Genomic DNA, 18,553 nt, shown 5'->3' on the forward strand with positions numbered 1-18,553 from the left:
AACAGTTGTGGGTTTTTCCGAAAAATTACTGCCGCGCCTAACCCACCCTACTATTGCCTCATTTTAGCCGAAACGGTTCACTACGACTAATCCTGAGAGTCGATTTCCGCCAACTCCATCCACCGTTCCGTGGCGCGATCGATTTCTCCCGCCAGGGATTCGACTTGTTGATGTAATTCCTGCACCCGACTCACGGAGGCGGGGGGTGCGGTGTAGAGTTCGGCTTCAATTTGGCTCTTTTTCTCCTCCAGTTCTGCGATCGCGGTTTCGAGTTTTTCGTATTCCCGCCGCTCCTTCGAGGAGAGTTTCCGCCGGCCGTCTTTTCCCCAGGAATAGCGGGGGGATTTCTCCGGTTCGGGTTCCGCCGCTTTTTGGGGGGCGGCGACCTGTATTTGTTCCTCGGCTTTTTTGACTTCTTCGGCTTGTTTGTAGTCGAGATAGACGGAATAGTTACCGGGGTAGAGGCGGACTTTTCCGGCGGACTCGAAGGCGAAAATCATGTCAACGGTGCGGTCCAGGAAATAGCGATCGTGGGAGACGGCGATCGCGCACCCGTTGAATTCTTCCAAATATTCTTCTAAAACCGACAGGGTTTGCACGTCCAAATCGTTGGTGGGTTCGTCCAAAATCAGCACGTTGGGCGCCCCCATCAATACCCGCAGCAAGAATAACCGCCGCTTTTCTCCCCCGGAAAGTTTGTGCAGGGGGGCATATTGTTGTCCGGGGGGAAACAAAAATCGCTCCAACATTTGGGAGGCGCTAATTTGGGTTCCGTCGGCGGTGGTGACGTATTCGGCGACTTCTTTTAAGTAATCAATAACCCGCTGATTTTCGTTCATCGCCGCCAGCAGGTTTTCGGAATGTTGGTCGAAGTAGCCGATGTGGATGGTACTGCCGATGTCAACGGTTCCCGCGTCGGGTTCGGTGCGCCCCGTTATTAAGTCCAAAAGGGTGGATTTTCCGACACCATTGCCGCCGATGATCCCGATGCGATCTTGGGGGCTGAAGGTGTAGGTAAAGTCTTTAATTAACGTTTTGCCGTCGTAGGATTTGGAGATATTTTCCAATTCGATCACTTTTTTTCCGATCCGGCGTCCGGGGGTGGAGATTTCCACTTTCCCCAACGCCTGTTTGAATTCCACATCCTGCATCCCTTCGATGCGCTGAATGCGGGCTTTTTGTTTGGTGCTTCTGGCTTTCGGCCCCCGCTGCAGCCACTCCAATTCCCGCCGCAATACGCCCCGGTGTTTTTGCTGTTGGCCGGCGGCGACATCTTCCATTTCCGCCTTTTTTTCCAAATAGTAAGAATAGTTGCCGGAGTAGGTGAACAAATCGCCGCGATCGATTTCCACGATGCGATTGGTGACGCGATCCAAAAAATAGCGATCGTGAGTAATTAAAAAGAGTGCGCCCCGATAACTATTCAAATAATCCTGCAACCACTCCACCGACATGGCATCCAAATGGTTCGTCGGTTCGTCCATCAACAAAACGTCCGGTTCCCGCAGCAGCGCCGCCGCCAGGGCGATGCGCTTCCGATAGCCCCCGGAAAGGGTGCCGACTTTGACATCAAAATCTTCGATACCCAGTTTCGTCAAAATAATTTTCGCCTGGGTTTCCAACTCCCAAGCGTTGCTAGAATCCATGCGCTGCATGACCTCGGAAAAGCGAGTCATCAGGCTTTCATCTTCCGGGAATTTGGCAATTTTTCGGGATAAGTCCTCGTACTCTTGAATCAAATGCAACTTCTCGCCGCTGTCGGCAAAAACCTGCTCCAAAACGGTATTATTTTCGTCGAGTTCCGGCTGCTGCGGCAGGTAAATTAATTTAATTTTCGGATTGACCCACAATTCCCCCCCGTCGGTAGGTTCGGCGCCGACGATCATTTTCAGAAGGGTCGATTTACCCGAGCCATTCGTGCCGATCAAACCCACTTTATCCGACACGCCCAAACTCAGATTGGCATCCCTGAGAATTTCCTTGGTGCCGAAATCTTTTTGAACCGATCGCAGAGTTAAAATATTCATATTCAAACGCCAAAAATAAAAATTTTATCAGTTGATAGATTATCAATTATAACAATCTGAATCCACAGAATCCGTAATCTGCGCCATCTGCAAAATCCTTAAAATCGGCGATCGCGGAGGGGGGAATGGGAATTTCACGACATCCCACACCCCCATCCTCCGGCAAATCACCCAAATTCCACTGATCGATTTTCAACTCAATTCAATCTGTGTAATCTGCGTAATCTGCGGATCGCCTCACACCCCAATTACTGGGCTTCTTCGGCAATATCGCCGACATTAAACAAGAAAGGAACGCTGCTCTTCGAGTCCCCGAGGATCAGCACCTTCGGCATCTGAGAGCCGCCCTGGCGCCAAGCTTCAATCGCCTCTTTTTGCAGCACCAATTCACCCCCCTGAGCTTTCAAGGTTTCCGCCAACAGCCGCTGGGCTTCGGCGCGACCTTTAGCCCGGTTGATATCCGCCTGGGCTTGCTGTTCGGCTTCCCGCGCCACATAAACGGCCCGCTGCGATCGCTGTTCGGCGATCTGTTTGTCCTCGACCGCCCGGGCAAATTCCGGGGAGAAGGCTAGGTCAACCACACTGGTATCCAATACGATAATGCCATACTTATCCAATCGAGAAACCAGAGCATAATCAAAATCAGCTTTCAGTTGTTCCCGTTGGGTAATCGCTTCTTCAATGGTCCGTTTTGCCGCCGCAATTTTGAAGGATTCCTGAGTCTGGGGGGCGATAATTTTGGAGACGACATTTTGCAGGGTTCCCTGTTCCCGGCGGATCTTGACCACGTTCACCGGATCGAGGCGGAAGTTGATCGCGAAACTGGCGGAAAGCTCCTGCAAATCCTTGGTGGAACTCTGGGCCGGAACTTCAAATTTCTGCACGGTGACATCGTAGATATCCACCGCAGAAATGAGGGGCGGCTTGAAGTGCAACCCCTCCAACAGCGCGCCATCCTGGGCTTTTCCCAAAATGCTCAACACAGCCGCTTGGCCGGGGGTGATGATCACGAAGGAATTGAGGCCGATGAGAAGGGCCGCTGCGGCGATAATTCCGAGGATAATTGCGGGTAAACCTTGTTGAGGTTGTGCGCTTTTCAAAATACTTACTCCTGTTTTGGATACGACAATTTGAGGGAATAGGGAATCGGTAACTTTTCACTGTTCACTGTTCACTTTCCCCACCGAGCACCGAGCACCGAGCACACCCCAACTCTCCCCACACCCCAATTATTGGCAAAATTTTCGCTCCCGGGTGATTTCCGGTTCCTGCCAGTCGTAGGAATAATGGCTGACGGATTGAATCTGGGGAACGGCGTTGATGATGTCGCGCATCTGGGTTTCCAGAGGGGGGCGGTTTTTGATAGACTGGCCCGAGTCTCCCGCGAGGGCGGGGATAATTTGGGTTCCGGGGGGAGCCCCGGCGGCGACGGTTTGCACCTGTTCGACGATGCAACTTGTGGTTCCGCAGACGCCGTAAGCCATCGGATGCCATTGTATCGAAGATGGGAAGCGATCCCAAGGTTGGAGGCGGGAGTCGAATCCCTGTCCGCCGATGCGGCGGTTGCCTTCGGGGAAAAAGACGGCGCCGGCGGGGATATTGCGCGATCGCACCCTTTGGCTGACATTGCTCAAAAAGTCGATCACCCCCTGCTGCGCGTGGGCGACACTCAACCGCCACAGTTGTTGATTGTAAGTGTCCCCGAGGGAGGGAATTCCGGCCAGGGCGGGCAAAGCTTCCTCGTCGGGCCACGGAGACGGGGGCGGTTCCTGTTTCTTGTCGTCGTCTTCGGACAGTTTGTCTTCCGCCCCGACATTGGCGGGGGAATATTTCTGGCGGATTTGGCTGACGTCGTTTTCGGTTAAATAGCCCTGTTGGAGGTAGCGCCGCAGCAGATCCCGGCCCATGTCGGTGTTGGGGCGTCGCAGGAAGGTTTCCAGGGAGGCGTCGCCGTAAATCCACAGGTCCTTGACGCGGGTGGCGACGGATTCGGGGCCGAGCCCTTTGGGATAGCGAACGTAGTCGAATAAAACGCCGTCGGGACGGCGGCTCAAAACCGCATTCAGGAGGATGTCATAATCCTGCCGCCCCCGGGGATTGTAGGGATCGACGAAGCCTTGGTTGACGTAGCTTTCGCCGAAGTCGTCCCGGTTGGTGGCGTCCACGTCGGCGCTGACGGTGGTTTCCCCGGCGCCGTTGCGGGCGAGAACCTGCTGCCGATCGCCCAACAGGGTGTAAGTGTAGCCGAAGTTGAGCATGAACATCCAGGCGTACACTTGCAGCCCTCGCCGCCGGCCTTTTTGGATGGTTTCGGCTAAAAGGTCCACTTGTTCCAAACCGGGCGATCGCATCGCGGAAGGCCAAGCCGTGGGATTATTGGCGACGGGGAGCAATACCTGGCCATCATAAAACACCTCCAGATAAACCTGGTTGTAGCCCTTGTTGATGATGTCGTCGAGCAGCCGTTCCAAGGCGCCCGCTCGGGCGTCGCAGTCGTACAACCGCACCCAGATCGCCTGATTTTGGGGGCGACTCTGCCGGCGGCAGCGATCCACAGCCTGGGCGTGTTGGGTGAGGAGGTCGTTGTATTGCTGCTCGGCGGTGGCATCTCCGCCCAGGGCGGCTTGGCGGAGGCGGTCTTTTTGGGCGATCGCATCTGGGGACAGGCGGCAGTAGGCCTGGGTTTGCGATCGCGCCGCCGTCATCATCAGGGGCGACAAGAAAACGGCCAGGAGCGTCCCCGCCAGGGTGCGTTTCAGGGCCTTTCGGTGGGGGATTGGGGCGATCAAAGGGTCGGACATGGGTTCACGGGAAAAAAAACGGAAGCAACTCCAAATCAATACGCCTGAAATTGAGTTGCTTCAGTCTATGGGTCGGTTTGAGAGTGGGAAAGTTCGGATCTCGGATCAGGCGCCCCGTTTGATCGCCGCCTCGACTTGCTTGAACTCCTGTTCCAGACGCTGCTGGAGTTTCTCCGGAACCGGGCGGTTGGGGTAAGAACTGTAATGTCCGGCCAGGGCGTTCAATGCCGTCCGCATGGTCGTGAAGGAGGCCAGGTTGGCGACGGCGGGATCGCGGCGGTAGCGGGAGGCGAAACTGTTGATCAGGGTCCGGGCCTCCGCCTGGGCGGCTCTCTTTTCGGGGGCTTCTTCGGGGAGTTCGATCGCCGTTCTCAAGCTGTTGACGACGGCTAAAGTATCCTGGCTGTAATTTCCCGTCAGGCCGTCGGTGGCACTGCCACACCCCACGAGGGTAATCGCGACAACCATAACGAGGGCGAGCAGGCGTGAAACAAAATATCTCATAAAAACGTTGTCAAAATCTTTTCTGTCCTATCCTACCTTGAATTCAGGACGGCGATTATAAACTCCTAGAATGTAGGAGTCCGCACGCAACCCGATCGCCGATCGTGTTACTCCGATTCTCTATCTCCCGCAGGGTCCGCCGAGCGCGATCGCTCCACCGCAGATTGATTGTTCCGCGATCGAGTCGATTCAATGCTGATTGCCCCTATTCTGTAATCTCAACTCCATGAGCAGCTCAAGTTCTCTACTGTCCAACTTGTCGTTGGATACTGCGATCGATCCCCACCCGCTCACCGCTTCTCCTCAAACTGCTTTGACGGAGGTCATTTCCCTAATGAGTCGGGAGCGCGGCCGGTGCGACCTGTCGGAAACGGTGTCGGAGCCGGCCCGGGAAGTTCGGGGCAGTTGCGTTCTGGCCGTCGAAGGCTCCCGACTGGTGGGGCTGCTCACTGAGCGGGATCTGGTGCGTCTGTCCACGCAATATCACGACTTGGGGGATCTGACCTTGGGAGAGGTCATGACCCGGGATTTGATCACCCTGCAAACCTATCCGAACCCGGATATTTTCACGGCCATCGCCCTGATGCGCCAACATCAGATCCGCCACCTCCCCCTGGTGTCGGAAACGGGCGAAGTGCTGGGGCTGATCGCCTCGGAAAGCATCCGCGCCCGGTTGCAACCGGCTGACCTGTTCAAATTGCGTCAGGTCGGAGAGGCGATGACGCCGGAGGTGATCCACGCCTTACCCGGCACGTCGGTGCTGGAACTGGCGCGGCTGATGACGGAATATCGGGTCAGTTGCGTGGTGATTGTTGAACCCCAGATCGCCGCGTCCCACGCACCCCGTCCGCTGGGGATCGTCACGGAGCGGGATATCGTGCAGTTTCAAGCGCTCCAACTCGACTTCCGGCGGGTGACGGCGGCCCAAATCATGAGTGCGCCCCTGTGGAGTTTGCGCCCCACGGACCACCTGTGGACGGCCCACCAGGAAATGCAGCGACGGCGCGTCAGGCGCCTGGTGGTGTGCGACGAACGGGAACAATTGCTCGGGATCGTCACCCAAACCAGTTTGCTGCAAACCCTCAGCCCCGTGGAACTCTACCAGACCGTCCGGGCCCTGCAACAGGAAGTTTGCCAACTGCAGACGGAACGGCTCGAACAGATCCATCAGAACCGCACCGAACTGATCCGGCAAGAGCACACCCAGAGCCGGTTGGAACTGCAACAGGAGCGGGATTTTACCACCGCCATTCTCGATACCGTCGCCACTTTGATCGTCGTTTTGGACCGGCAGGGGCGGATCGTCAAATTTAACCAAGCCTGCGCGAGGGCGACGGGGTATTCTTTGGCAGAGGTGCAAAACCGAGTCTTTTGGGATCTGTTGGTTCCCGAACCGGAGGTCGAGGGGGTGCGGGACACGTTTGCACGGCTCCAGTCGGGTCGGTCGATGAATTGTTACGAAAATTCTTGGGTGACGAAAACGGGCGATCGCCGCCTGATTTCTTGGTCGAATACGGTGCTGTTCAATGATGCGGGGGAGGTGGAGTTTATTATCGGCACGGGGGAAGATATCACTGATCGCCGTCGGGCCGAACTGGAGTTGGAAGAACGGAAGGAAGCCTATCGAAAGTTGTCGGAAGAATTGGAATTGCAAGTCGCCCGACAGACCGAAGAATTAGCCCGCATCAATGAAGAACTCAAGTGCGAAATTGCAGAGTGCAAGCAGACGGAGCGGGACTTGCAACTCGCCCGGGAGCGTTTGGATTATTTGCTCAAGTCCAGCTCGGCGATTATTTACAGTTGCGAACCGGAGACGTTTCGCAGTACGTTCGTCAGCGAAAATGTGCGGGATATCCTGGGTTATGATGCCCAAAATTTTGATGATGACGGGGACTTTTGGCGCGATCGCATCCACCCGGACGATCGGGATCTGGTTTTTGGAATGAGTCCCCAGGAACTGCCGGACCGCTACTGTTACGAGTATCGCTTTCTCCATCGGGACGGCTCCTATCGGTGGATGCGAGACGAGTTCAAACTGGTGCGGGACGGGGCGGGAAATCCCCTGGAATGGGTGGGCTACTGGATCGATATCGGCGATCGCAAGCGGGCGGAAATTGCCCTGAAAGAGAGCGAGAAACGCTACCGGCAGATCGTCGAAACGACCCTGGAAGGGGTTTGGATTATCGCCCAAAATAATATCACCACATTTGTCAACCGGCGCATGGCGGAAATGCTGGGATATACGGCGGAGGAAATGCTCGGGCAATCTTTGATGAAATTTATGGAATCAGGCGATCGAAACTTCGCCGCCCAAAATCTCGTCAATCGCCACCAAGGAATCGGAGAAACTCACGATTTTAAATTCATTTGTAAAAATGGCGATCCGATCTGGGTGTTGGTTTCGGGAACGCCGATTTTCGGCCACGGCGGCGAATATCAAGGCTCTCTTGCCCTGATGACGGATATCACGGAGCGCAAACAAATGGAAGCGGCTCTCCGGGAGAGTGAACAACGGTTTCGCGTCATCTTTGATGAAGCGGATATCGGAATCGGCGAACTCGATTTGGAAGGCAATTTTATTTTAGCCAATCCCAAATTAGCCGAAATTACGGGGTATTCTGTCGGCGAAATACTGCACAAAAATGTCCGAGATATCACCCATTTGGAAGATGTTGCTAACACTCGGACTCAACTCCTGGATTTGCTCGAACAAAAAATCCCGAAGTTGTCCTATGAAAAACGCTTTGTCCGCAAAGATGGTTCGCCCATTTGGGTCAATATCAGCGGTTCTTTGATTGTTAATGATGCCGGGGAACCTCAATATATCCTGGGAATTGCCCAAAATATCAACGATCGCAAACTCGCCGAAATGGCGCTGCAAGAACGGGAGGCAATTCTCAACAGCTTATACAACAGCACGACCCTGATGATGGGGGTGGTGGAACTCCTCGAAGATGACATCCTGCACATCTGGGATAATCATGCGACCGCCGGATTTTTTGGCATTCTTCCGGAGGAAATGAAGAATAAAAAGTCGAGTCAACTCGGCATTCCTGAATCCACGATCGCGCTGTGGTTGAACCATTACCGGCAGAGTCAAAAGCTCGGAAAGCCCGTTCAATTCGAGTACGTCCACTCCACCGCCACGGCTGAATATTGTATATTAGCGACGGCTAACCCCATTCTCAATTCCGACTCCGATCACATCCGTTTTTGTTATATCGCTGAGGATATTACCAAGCGCAAACAAACCGAATTGGCACTCTATCAAACGACCCGAAACATCCTCCAATCCCAAAAAATTGCCGGCATTGGAACTTGGGGATTTGATGCGGTTTCCCGCCAAATTACTTGGTCGGAAGAGGTGTTTAAAATCTTCGGCATCGACCCGACTCAGCCCCACCCGAGTCTGGAAGAACTTGTGGAGATCATTCACCCGGATGACCGCTTCATTCACGAAGAACAATTGAGGCGAACGTTGACGATGGCAGAACCGTTTAACGTCGAATATCGCCTGTTCCGTCCCAGCGGCGAGATGCGGTATTTGAGAGCCCGGGGGGAAGTGGAAATGGATTCCCGGGGACAGGTGGTGCGCCTGTTCGGTCTGGCGATGGATATCACGGACAAAAAATTGGCGGAAATCGCCCTCAGCGCCTCGGAGGCCAAATATCGCCGCCTGATCGAACAGATGCCGGCGGCGACCTATACGGCATCTTTCGACGAGATTTGTTCCACCCTTTACATTAGCCCCCAAATCGAACGCCTGTTGGGATTTTCGCCGAGCGAGTGGCTGGAAAATGCGAATTTTTGGATGGAACGGGTGCACCCCGACGATCGCGATCGGGTGTTGCGGGAGATCGGCGAGGAGACCCAGCGGGACGGGGGATTTAGCGTCGAATATCGGATGGTGTCGCGATCGGGTGAGGTTCTCTGGGTTCGCGATCGCGCCCGCACCGTCGCGGATGAGGGCGGACAACCCCTGTTCATCCAGGGCATCCTGATTGACATTACCGAGCAGAAAAATGCCGAAATTGCCCTCCAAGAAAGTGAGGAAAAATTCCGACAAATTGCCGAGTCGGTTCGGGAAGTTTTCGTGATCACGTCTTTTGACGGCCAGGAAATGCTTTATATCAATCCCGCCTACGAAGCCATTTGGGGGCAAAGCTGCGAGAGTCTCTACCGCAATCCTCGGGCTTGGATGGAGTCGGTACATCCCGAAGATCGGGAGCGGGTCGCCCAAGCTTACCGGCGACAAATTCAGGGGCCGAATTCCTTCGATGAGGAGTATCGGATCGTCCGCCCGGACGGTCAAATTCGGTGGGTGGAAGTCCGCATCTTTCCGGTGAAGGATGAGTCGGGAAACATTTATCGATTTGCGGGTATCGTCGAAGATACAACCGAGCGAAAACGGGCGATGACGAAATTAAAAGAAAGCAACATCTTTATCAAAAAAATCGCCGATACTCTCCCCAATATTCTCTACATTAACGATATCATTCAATCCCGAATGATTTATGTCAATCAAAGCATTCGGGACGTGTTGGGCTACAGTTCCGATGAAATACGGGACCTGGGCGATAATTTTTTAAAACGACATCTTCATCCGGACGATCGCAGGGCCGTTCAAGAACACTACCGACGCTTGGAAGGGGCGCAAGATGGCGAGATTCATTCCGTCGAATACCGATTGCAGCGGTCTGACGGACAGTGGCGCTGGCTGTTCAGCCGCGACGTGATTTTCAGCCGCACTGCCGGCGGAAAGGTGCAAGAAATATTGGGGACGGCGACGGATTTGACGGAACGGAAACAGACGGAAGAGGCACTGCAAAAAACCTATCAGCGGTTGAAGCAGCGCAACCGAGAAATGGAAATCATCAGTGACATGATGGAATTCCTGCAAGCTTGCGACAAGGTTGAGGACGGGTACGGGGCGATCGCAGAGTTTCTCAAACAACTGTTTCCGCAGTTTTCCGGCGCGGTTTTGCTGGTCGAAAATAACGCGGATTATGGCGGCGATCAGGCAAATTTAGAGGCGGTTTCCGCCTTCGGAGAACTCCGCGACAGCGAAATCAAATTCAACCTCAAACAGTGTTGGGCGCTGCGGCGCGGCCAAATTCACGCCGCCAACCACCGACAACCGGGGCTATTTTGTCAGCACGTTCACCTCGATCTGCCTCCCGCCAATACCGTATGCATTCCCCTGATTGCCCAAACTAAAATTTTGGGACTGTTCTATTTGAGAACTCAACTCCCGTCGTCGAATTGGCCCTACCTGGAACAGTTGGCCCGCACCGTGGCCGAACAGTTATCCCTCGCCCTTTCCAACCTCAAATTGCAGGAACAATTGCGCTTGGAAAGTATCCGCGATCCCCTCACGGGACTTTTCAACCGCCGCTATCTGCAAGAAACCCTCAACCAAGAGTTTGCTAAAGCGCGACGAAACCAAAATCCGTTGTGTATTATCATGGTCGATATCGACCATTTCAAGGGCTTTAACGATACCTTCGGCCACGAGGCGGGGGATTTCGTCTTGCAAATCATCGCCAAATTCTTGCAAGAAAATGTCCGCGCCTCGGATGTCGCCTGCCGCTACGGCGGGGAAGAACTGACCCTGATTTTGCCGCAAACGTCCCTGGAAACCGCGATCGCCCGGGCTGAGTTTTTATGCCGGGGAATTCGAGGGTTACAACTCCGACATCAGAGTCGAGATCTCGGTCAAATTACCGCCTCTTTCGGGGTGGCTTGTTTCCCCGAACACGCACAAATTCCCGACGACCTGCTCAAGATGGCCGACGATGCGTTGTATCGCGCCAAAGAGCTGGGGCGCGATCGCGTCATCGTCTGGGAGTGAAAACTCGGGGAAAATTGATAATTGATAATTGATCATTGATAATGATCAATTGATTCCCCCGACTCCCGATTCCCATTTTCAAGTTTGTCACCCTCAACAACAGCCGGACGGTGAGCAGCAAGAGTCCCCGTCATTGTCGGTGGTGACGCGATAATCCGCCCCCTTCGTCAGCTTCGGGTTGCGGACGGAATTTCGCAGGCAGTCGAATTCTTTCGCCTCCTCCAGCGGAATTTCTTGGTAAGGAGAAATGGGGATAATATCTTCGTGGTAGGGGCCGTGGCGATCGCCGTACAGTTGGAAGGTTTTGTCGCAAACCGCCATCCGCTGTCCTCGGTACAAAATGTGACCGTCGTCGTCCATCACCTGCTTCCAAGGACCTTTGTAAATGACGGCCTGATTCCGGTCTAGACAAGGCCCGTCTTTGCCCTTGTAGGCGCGGACGGTGAGCGATCGGAATTCGATGCCGTCGATCGCTTGCCAGGGTTCCACCTGGCGGGTGAGGATTTCGACGCCGTAAAATCCCGCCTCTTCAAACATTGCCAAAAATTCGTCTTCCCGAAATGCTCCGGAAATGCAGCCGCTCCACAATTCGGGATCGTTCATCATTTCCTCCGTCGGATTTTCGTCGCAGACGATATCGGAAATGACGGCCCGTCCCCCCCGCTTCAAGACGCGATAAATTTCTCGAAACAGTTGTTTTTTATCTTGGGAACGGACGAGGTTGAGGACGCAGTTAGATACCACCACGTCTACACTGTCGTCGGGGATCAGCGGCTCCTCTCGGCGGAGGCGATCGCAGGTCGCCTCGAACCCGGAAATCTCCTCCACGGAGGCGATGGGGTGCGCCCGCAACCACTCCTGAACCCGATCCAGATTCAAACTCAGATCTTGAATTTTACCTTTCACAAATTCGGTATTTTTGTACCCCAACTTTTCGGCGATCGCATCCTGATATTTTCGGGATAGCGACAGCATTTCGTCGTTGAAATCGACCCCGATAACCTTGCCGGACTCCCCGACTTTCTGGGCGATGATGTAACAATTTTTGCCCGCACCAGAGCCGAGATCGACGACGACTTCCCCCGCGTTGACGTATCGGGTCGGGTCGCCGCATCCGTAATCTTTATCAATAATTTCTTGGGGCAAAATTTCCAGATAATTGTTATCGTAGGAGGTCGGACAGCACAGGGACGGTTGGACGGCTTTCGCGCCGGATTTGTAACGCTCCAATACTTCCCGCTCCAAATCGGAGTTGACTTTCATTTCTTGGGGTTGGGCTTGGGTCATCGGGAAAAACTCTCCTCGCGGCTTCTATTGATCGTTCTTAATTGCCAGGGATGAAACTCGCGATCGCGGTCATCCGACTTCAAATTATACCGCCAATTCGAGCGGTAAAACTTAATTTTTTCTGAGAATTGACGGAGAATGCCCGCAGCGTAAAACCGAGGTCAATTTATCAATTTTTTTTGATGTGAAGTGGCGCTTTCAACGGCAGTCGAGTCGGGGACGCGAATCGATCATCAACAAATCTCAATTTTTCCGAAGCACAGGCCGCGCCCGATGAAGATAGAATGAGTCGTAATCATTACTCACCCAAAACCGACGATGGGAGTCCAGGTTTTCAACCCAATACTCGGAATCGGGCCGATCGCCCTGGGAATGTTGACGGCGATCGCATCCCCGGAACCCGCCCGGGCGGACATCCCCGGACTCTGGCGGCCCTCGGAACCCGAGGCGGTCGAAACCGATCCCTTCGCGGCCCCCGCCGTCCCCCCCCTCGGCGAAGGGCGTCTCTACCTGCCCAATCCCGCACCGCCGTCGCCCCCGGTTTTTCCCAAATCCGCGCCCAAAACCCGCACCTTTACGATTCCGGCCCGATATTACGGTGCGATCGTCAATCGAGTCTACCCCAAACAGGGGGAACGGGTGGTCGCCCTCACCTTCGACGATGGCCCCTGGCCCGACACCGATCGCGTCCTGGCGGTGCTGCGACGCCACGGAGTGCGGGCCACCTTCTTTTTCCTCGGCCAAAACCTGCCCCGGTACCCGGACATCGCCCGCCGGGTGGTCGCGGACGGCCACGCGGTGGGGAACCACACCTGGAACCACCCCTACCAGGCCCTGGACGGGGCGGCAGCAGCCCGGGAAATCGACGAGACGGCCCGCCACATCGCGGAACTGACGGGGACTCCCCTGTTGATTTTTCGTCCCCCCGGTGGCATTCTCGATAACGGGGCGGTCGATTATGCCCGCCGGAAAAATTATGTAGTGGTGATGTGGTCCATCGACACCCAGGACTATCAGCAGCCGTCCGCGGCCACCCTGGCCGATCGCGTCCTCACCCAGGCCCACCCCGGTGCGATCGTCCTCATGCATGACGGGGGGGGAAACCGGGGGCGGACGGTGGAGGCCCTCGGAACCATTATCGCCGGACTCAAAGCCCGGGGTTATCGGTTTGTCACCGTACCGGAATTGCTGGAAATGGATGGCGAGTAGATCACGGGATGTATTCCGGACACATCTGTTTGACCAAACTGTTGCGAATCATTTGATCAGCCTGCAAGATCTCCCGCAGTTGGGGGTCCGGATTCACTTCCTGGCGGAGGGACTCCTCTTGAATTTCCTGGCGTTCCTGCCAGGTCAACTCCCCGGATGCCAGGGCTTCGCAGGTTTCCCCCACATCTGCAACGATGGAGTTGAGATCGTTTTGTGCCGAAATCAGCAACATCCGCTTGTTGGGTTCCGGTTGCGAAGACTGCTCGACCATGCGCCTATAACGGGAGATAATATTGGAACCGGTCAGAATTGTCGGCGGCCCGGCTCCGGCCGGCAGTCCAGAAACCGCAATCCCAAGAGAAGCTAAAACTCCTATCCACCCATACACACCGTTCTTCATCAGGGTTCCCTCCTAAGCGGAAGTTTAAATCGGTACGGTTGTTAACGGATTCTCCAGTCCGGCCCGGGCCCAATCGGGGGAAGGGGCTATCCTCGGGATCGGCATCGATCCGGATCGACGCCGGACTCGAATCCATCACCCAACCAGGTCTGGGGGGCGATCCCCGTCGCCCCGACTGGTTTTTGAGTCCTGCGACATTCTAACCTCAGACTATACATCAAGTCTCGAATCAGCGGACCATTTGACCCGGTTTGCCCGAAAATAACTATCTGGGGTCCGAGAGCCGATCCCGGCTGATCCCCGCCATCGCACTCGGGTGGGGAAATGGGCGATCGTCGCCCCCCCGGGTTCTCGGTCCATCACCCCGGTTGAAAGATGATTCTATGGGTAGAAATGGCGGGGGTTATTTGCTCAGTTCCCGAGCGATCGGTGCTTTTTCCTGGTTGAATGGGAAAATAGAATATAAACTTTTGTTACGCGAGGAGTGAAGATGTACATCGTACAGATTGCCTCTGAATGCGCCCCCGTTATCAAAGCCGGAGGTTTGGGTGATGTCGTATTCGGGATCAGCCGGGAGTTAGAAAAGCGGGGCCACGCCGTCGAGATCGTGCTGCCCAAATACGATTGTATGCGTTATGACCACATCTGGGGGCTGCACGAAGCCTACAAAGATCTGGTCGTCCCCTGGTACGGTGCGGCCATCTACTGCGACGTTTACTGCGGCTGGGTTTACGGACGATTGTGCTTTTTTATCGACCCCCACTCCGACGACCTGTTTTTCAACCGGGGCTGCTACTACGGCTGCGAGGACGACCCCATGCGGTTCGCGTTCTTCAGCAAAGCCGCCCTGGAATTTTTGCTGCGGACGAACAAGCGGCCGGATATCATCCACTGTCACGACTGGCAAACCGGTTTAGTCCCGGTGATGTTATTCGAGGTTTACAAATATCACGGGATGGAAGATCAGCGGGTCTGCTATACCATCCACAATTTCAAACATCAGGGCATCAGCGGAACGGATATTTTGTGGGCGACGGGTTTGAATCGGGAAGCTTATTATTTTGCCAGCGATCGCCTCTGCGATCCCTTCAATCCCTTCGCATTGAATATGATGAAAGGCGGGATCGTCTACTCCAATTTCATCACCACGGTGTCTCCCCATCACGCCTGGGAAGCGCACTATGGAGATTGTGGCTACGGTTTGGGACACACCATCCACGAACACCAGCACAAGTTCGGCGGGGTGCTAAATGGCATCGATTACGAGGTTTGGAATCCGGCGAGCGATCGCTACATTCCCCACCATTTTGATGCCGATACTTTTGAAGAAAAAGCTAAAAATAAAAAGGCGCTGCGGGAGCGACTGTGGCTGGCCCACGACGACAAACCCCTGGTGGCTTACGTCGGCCGTCTGGACCAACAAAAAGGAGTCCACCTCGTCCACCACGCTATTTACTACGCCCTGCATCGAAACGCCCAATTCGTGCTGCTGGGTTCGGCGACAGAAAAGGGGATCAACAATTGGTTCTGGCATGAAAAGAATCACCTTAATAATAATCCGGATTGTCACGTCGAAATTGGGTTCAATGAAGAATTGTCCCATTTGATTTATGCGGGGGCGGATATTATTATCGTCCCGAGCAATTTTGAACCCTGCGGGTTGACTCAAATGATCGGATTGCAGTACGGGACGGTTCCGGTGGTGCGCGGCGTGGGCGGTTTGTTGAATACGGTGTTCGATCGCGATTATGACAACTATCACGACCCGGATAAACGCAACGGTTACGTTTTCTTCCAAACGGACAATACTGCGTTAGAATCGGCGATGGATCGGGCGATCGGGCTGTGGTATCACTATCCCAAGGAATTCCAAAAATTGGCAATTCAGGGGATGGAATATGACTACTCTTGGAAGAATCCCGGGACGCAGTATTTGTCAATTTACGAATACATCCGGCACAAGTAAGAGGGCGGGAGGAATTGAAAATTATTAATTATTAATTATTAATTATTAATGGATATTCCTTCCCCCGTCGTTTCAGGGCGATCGCTTTATGTTTTCATCGAGTTACCGATATCAGATTAACCGCTGGTATTTCCGGCCGAGCGATGTCTTCATCGCCTCCTATCCCCGCTCCGGCAATACCTGGATGCGGCTGTTGTTGAGCGATGTCATCCGCCAGTTGGGGGGTCACGAAACGGAGGCCGGGGGCAACGTGATTCCGGACGTTTACAAGGTGGATATCGAAGATTGGTATCGCAATCCCCAGATTGACATCCCGTTTCGGGCGATCAAAACCCACGAACCCTACGATTTGATTTCCGACTATCGGATCATTTACCTGTTCCGAAATCCGAAAGATTGCCTCTGTTCTTACTATTATTATTCGCTGCGATCGCCCAAATTTCGGGATAACAATTCCGGCATCGACGCCTTTTGTTTGGGGCGGATGGAGCAGTGGAACGCCCACATCAAAAGTTATCTGGCTGGGAAAGAAACGGCCGGCGATCGCATCTTTTTGGTATCCTACGAATCGATGAAACGGAATCCCCAAAACGTCCTCAAACGGGTCTGTCAGTTTCTCGGCCTGGAGGTGACGGACTGCCCATGTCGGAGGGCCGTCGAACATCAAGAATTTCACCGCCTCAAACAATTGGCCGACCGCGAAGATAGCCGCCGTTTGGGATTCGCCGAACAGGGGGGATTTCAGAATTTCTTTCGTCGGGGTCGAGTCAACGGCGGCGATGAAGAATTGTCGGCCGAGACGGTGAGAATTCTGGACACCCACTCCCGCCCCCTCTACGACCAGATCAAACAGTGGGAAGCCGATTTTTCCCGACCCGTTTGACGGTCCGGGGCGATTTTCGTCCCGCCGGTCCCGAAACCCATTCCGCCGCGGTCGCCCCCGGGGATCGCGGTCCTCGGATGGAGGCCAACCTCCCGGCACCGGGCGATCGCAATTTGGCCCCCTATTTTGGGTGTCGGGCGTCCGGTATTGCGGTATATTAGCAAAAAATTGGGTCTAAAGTCTTTCCCCGGGAGACTTGATGGTATCATTGGATCGGTTTGAATCCCCCTGAGTGTTGCATTGAGGCAAAATAGCCGACGATCGCCACTCAAAGGTATCCGCCGAGGATACAAAAAATTGGGTCGCGAAAACCAATAAAAACAGAGCGATCGAACTGGAGCGTCGCACGACCATAAAAGTCAAACTTTGGCTTGGAAAACGTATCGCGGGACGGGCGAGAACGCTAGGTAAATTATCCTAGTAAGCCTCGGGCGATCGTGCCATTGGGGTCAACTCGACCGGGCGTTTTTACCGGTTTTTGCCGAACGGTGAAACGGTTTAAAGATTGCCCGTCAGAGCGGGTGGATTCCCGGGGGCGATCGCAGAAACGAGGAAGTCTTGAAAGTGATTTCAAGAATCCCCATTCCGTCAGGTTGGGGAGGGCGTCAAAAACAGTATCATTTATTGCGAGACGGTGATGAAATATCGCCAGCAACGATGCTCCCCACTCAAACCGATTGGGAGTCAGTTCCTGGCATCCCGTCTGCACAGTTGATATCAATTAGGAGAAGAGTTTTGATGAAACGATTGGGACAGCTATTGGCTTTGTTGGGCTTGTTGGTCGGTTTTCTCGGGTGGACCAGTCCCCAGCGGGCAGACGCGGCAAATTTGAGCTTCGTTCAATTTCCGACGATTCAGCCCCCCGTTTTAGCCGAAGTCAACCGCATCAACCGGGCGGATAAAAAGTTGGGAACTGAATTCGGTGACAAATTGGATTTGAACAACACTTCGATTCGGGAATTCCGCAAATTACCCGGAATGTTCCCCACCCTCGCCTCCAAGATTGTCAAAGAGGCACCGTTCGACTCGGTTGAAGAAGTCTTGGAAATGCCCGGATTAACCGATGCTCAAAAAGAAGTGTTAGAACGCTATATCGACGAGTTTACCGTAACTCCGATCGAGCCGATTCTCCAAGAGGGCGACTTCCGACTCAATACCGGAACCTACGACTAGGACGAATTGCCAATTCGACACCCAAATTAAACGACCCTCGGCGTAAATGCCGGGACTGAGATGACCGCTGCCATCTCTGGGGACACCGCATCAAACGAGTGTGGTTCTCTCAAAGGTGGGAGCGGTTTAATCTATGGCTTCCCGATGATGACGTTCCCCCTAAATTCCCCTTTTCAAGAGGGACTTGAAGCAGTGCGCGTTGTGCTATAATTGACTGGAAAGCCGTAATTTTTAATTTTAGAAAAGTATGGCAACTGAAAAACTGATAATTAAAAATTTTGCAGGCTTAAATCATATCGATATTGAAATAAAAAAAATCAATATTTTGATGGGTCCTCAAGCCAGCGGGAAAAGTATGATCGCCAAAATCCTCTTTTATTGCAAAGGGTTGTCCGAACCATCCCCCTAAATCCTCCGTGGGGGCAATCGTCTCGGGTTGCCCCTTCGCCCCT

General features: G+C 54.0%; 12 protein-coding genes. 6 read left to right on the top strand and 6 right to left on the bottom strand.

From position 1 onward, the window contains the following. Window positions 1-86: 86 nt before the first annotated feature. The 4 genes from LKE08_RS28600 to psb27 all read right to left on the bottom strand — a co-directional run bounded on the left by LKE08_RS28600 (window position 87) and on the right by psb27 (window position 5,332). Window positions 87-2,027, bottom strand: coding sequence for an ABC-F family ATP-binding cassette domain-containing protein (locus tag LKE08_RS28600; protein WP_324707703.1), 1,941 nt, complete (start codon window positions 2,025-2,027; stop codon window positions 87-89). A 248-nt stretch (window positions 2,028-2,275) separates the two neighbouring features. Continuing rightward, window positions 2,276-3,127 (bottom strand): prohibitin family protein, encoded by an 852-nt coding sequence (locus LKE08_RS28605; protein WP_324707704.1) that lies wholly within the window; start codon window positions 3,125-3,127, stop codon window positions 2,276-2,278. Window positions 3,128-3,256: 129 nt separating this feature from the next. Then, on the bottom strand, window positions 3,257-4,735 hold the full coding sequence (locus LKE08_RS28610; protein WP_324707736.1) for a family 10 glycosylhydrolase: 1,479 nt from the start codon (window positions 4,733-4,735) through the stop codon (window positions 3,257-3,259). Between the two features lie 198 nt (window positions 4,736-4,933). Beyond that, the gene (gene psb27, locus LKE08_RS28615; RefSeq protein WP_324707705.1) at window positions 4,934-5,332 is read right to left on the bottom strand and encodes a photosystem II protein Psb27; all 399 of its coding nucleotides are present in this window, start codon (window positions 5,330-5,332) and stop codon (window positions 4,934-4,936) included. Between the two features lie 226 nt (window positions 5,333-5,558). Between psb27 and LKE08_RS28620 the strand changes: the two genes are divergently transcribed. After that, window positions 5,559-11,183, top strand: a complete 5,625-nt coding sequence (locus tag LKE08_RS28620; RefSeq protein WP_324707706.1) for a PAS domain S-box protein — start codon at window positions 5,559-5,561, stop codon at window positions 11,181-11,183. A gap of 93 nt (window positions 11,184-11,276) precedes the next feature. Here LKE08_RS28620 and LKE08_RS28625 read toward each other — a convergent pair whose 3' ends face one another. Next, window positions 11,277-12,470 (bottom strand): methyltransferase domain-containing protein, encoded by a 1,194-nt coding sequence (locus tag LKE08_RS28625; protein ID WP_324707707.1) that lies wholly within the window; start codon window positions 12,468-12,470, stop codon window positions 11,277-11,279. A gap of 318 nt (window positions 12,471-12,788) precedes the next feature. Here LKE08_RS28625 and LKE08_RS28630 point away from each other — a divergent pair, with 318 nt between their 5' ends. Continuing rightward, window positions 12,789-13,679 carry a polysaccharide deacetylase family protein gene (locus tag LKE08_RS28630; RefSeq protein WP_324707708.1) on the top strand — a complete coding sequence of 297 codons (891 nt, stop codon included), beginning with the start codon at window positions 12,789-12,791 and terminating at the stop codon, window positions 13,677-13,679. A gap of 1 nt (window position 13,680) precedes the next feature. Here LKE08_RS28630 and LKE08_RS28635 read toward each other — a convergent pair whose 3' ends face one another. Next, a complete protein-coding gene (locus LKE08_RS28635) occupies window positions 13,681-13,950 on the bottom strand; it encodes a hypothetical protein (RefSeq protein WP_324707709.1) in 270 nt (89 codons plus the stop codon). Between the two features lie 619 nt (window positions 13,951-14,569). Between LKE08_RS28635 and glgA the strand changes: the two genes are divergently transcribed. From glgA to LKE08_RS28655, 4 genes are all read left to right on the top strand, one after another. Next, window positions 14,570-16,045: a glycogen synthase GlgA gene (gene glgA / locus LKE08_RS28640; RefSeq protein WP_324707710.1), complete on the top strand. Its 1,476-nt coding sequence runs from the start codon at window positions 14,570-14,572 to the stop codon at window positions 16,043-16,045. A gap of 88 nt (window positions 16,046-16,133) precedes the next feature. Beyond that, window positions 16,134-16,928 carry a sulfotransferase domain-containing protein gene (locus LKE08_RS28645; protein ID WP_324707711.1) on the top strand — a complete coding sequence of 265 codons (795 nt, stop codon included), beginning with the start codon at window positions 16,134-16,136 and terminating at the stop codon, window positions 16,926-16,928. Between the two features lie 738 nt (window positions 16,929-17,666). Beyond that, window positions 17,667-18,101 (top strand): photosystem II complex extrinsic protein PsbU, encoded by a 435-nt coding sequence (gene psbU, locus LKE08_RS28650; protein WP_324707712.1) that lies wholly within the window; start codon window positions 17,667-17,669, stop codon window positions 18,099-18,101. 247 nt (window positions 18,102-18,348) lie between these two features. Then, a complete protein-coding gene (locus LKE08_RS28655) occupies window positions 18,349-18,510 on the top strand; it encodes an AAA family ATPase (protein ID WP_324707713.1) in 162 nt (53 codons plus the stop codon). Window positions 18,511-18,553: the final 43 nt, after the last annotated feature.

The organism is Lyngbya sp. CCY1209 (genome assembly GCF_035615495.1).
Taxonomy (GTDB): Bacteria; Cyanobacteriota; Cyanobacteriia; order Cyanobacteriales; family Microcoleaceae; genus Limnospira.

Coding starts and splice junctions, on each gene's coding strand:
- LKE08_RS28600 (WP_324707703.1), bottom strand. CDS start 2,027: ATGAATATTTTAACTCTGCGATCGGTTCAAAAAGATTTCGGCACCAAG.
- LKE08_RS28610 (WP_324707736.1), bottom strand. CDS start 4,735: ATGATGACGGCGGCGCGATCGCAAACCCAGGCCTACTGCCGCCTGTCC.
- psb27 (WP_324707705.1), bottom strand. CDS start 5,332: ATGAGATATTTTGTTTCACGCCTGCTCGCCCTCGTTATGGTTGTCGCG.
- LKE08_RS28620 (WP_324707706.1), top strand. CDS start 5,559: ATGAGCAGCTCAAGTTCTCTACTGTCCAACTTGTCGTTGGATACTGCG.
- LKE08_RS28625 (WP_324707707.1), bottom strand. CDS start 12,470: ATGACCCAAGCCCAACCCCAAGAAATGAAAGTCAACTCCGATTTGGAG.
- LKE08_RS28630 (WP_324707708.1), top strand. CDS start 12,789: ATGGGAGTCCAGGTTTTCAACCCAATACTCGGAATCGGGCCGATCGCC.
- LKE08_RS28635 (WP_324707709.1), bottom strand. CDS start 13,950: ATGGTCGAGCAGTCTTCGCAACCGGAACCCAACAAGCGGATGTTGCTG.
- glgA (WP_324707710.1), top strand. CDS start 14,570: ATGTACATCGTACAGATTGCCTCTGAATGCGCCCCCGTTATCAAAGCC.
- LKE08_RS28645 (WP_324707711.1), top strand. CDS start 16,134: ATGTTTTCATCGAGTTACCGATATCAGATTAACCGCTGGTATTTCCGG.
- psbU (WP_324707712.1), top strand. CDS start 17,667: ATGAAACGATTGGGACAGCTATTGGCTTTGTTGGGCTTGTTGGTCGGT.
- LKE08_RS28655 (WP_324707713.1), top strand. CDS start 18,349: ATGGCAACTGAAAAACTGATAATTAAAAATTTTGCAGGCTTAAATCAT.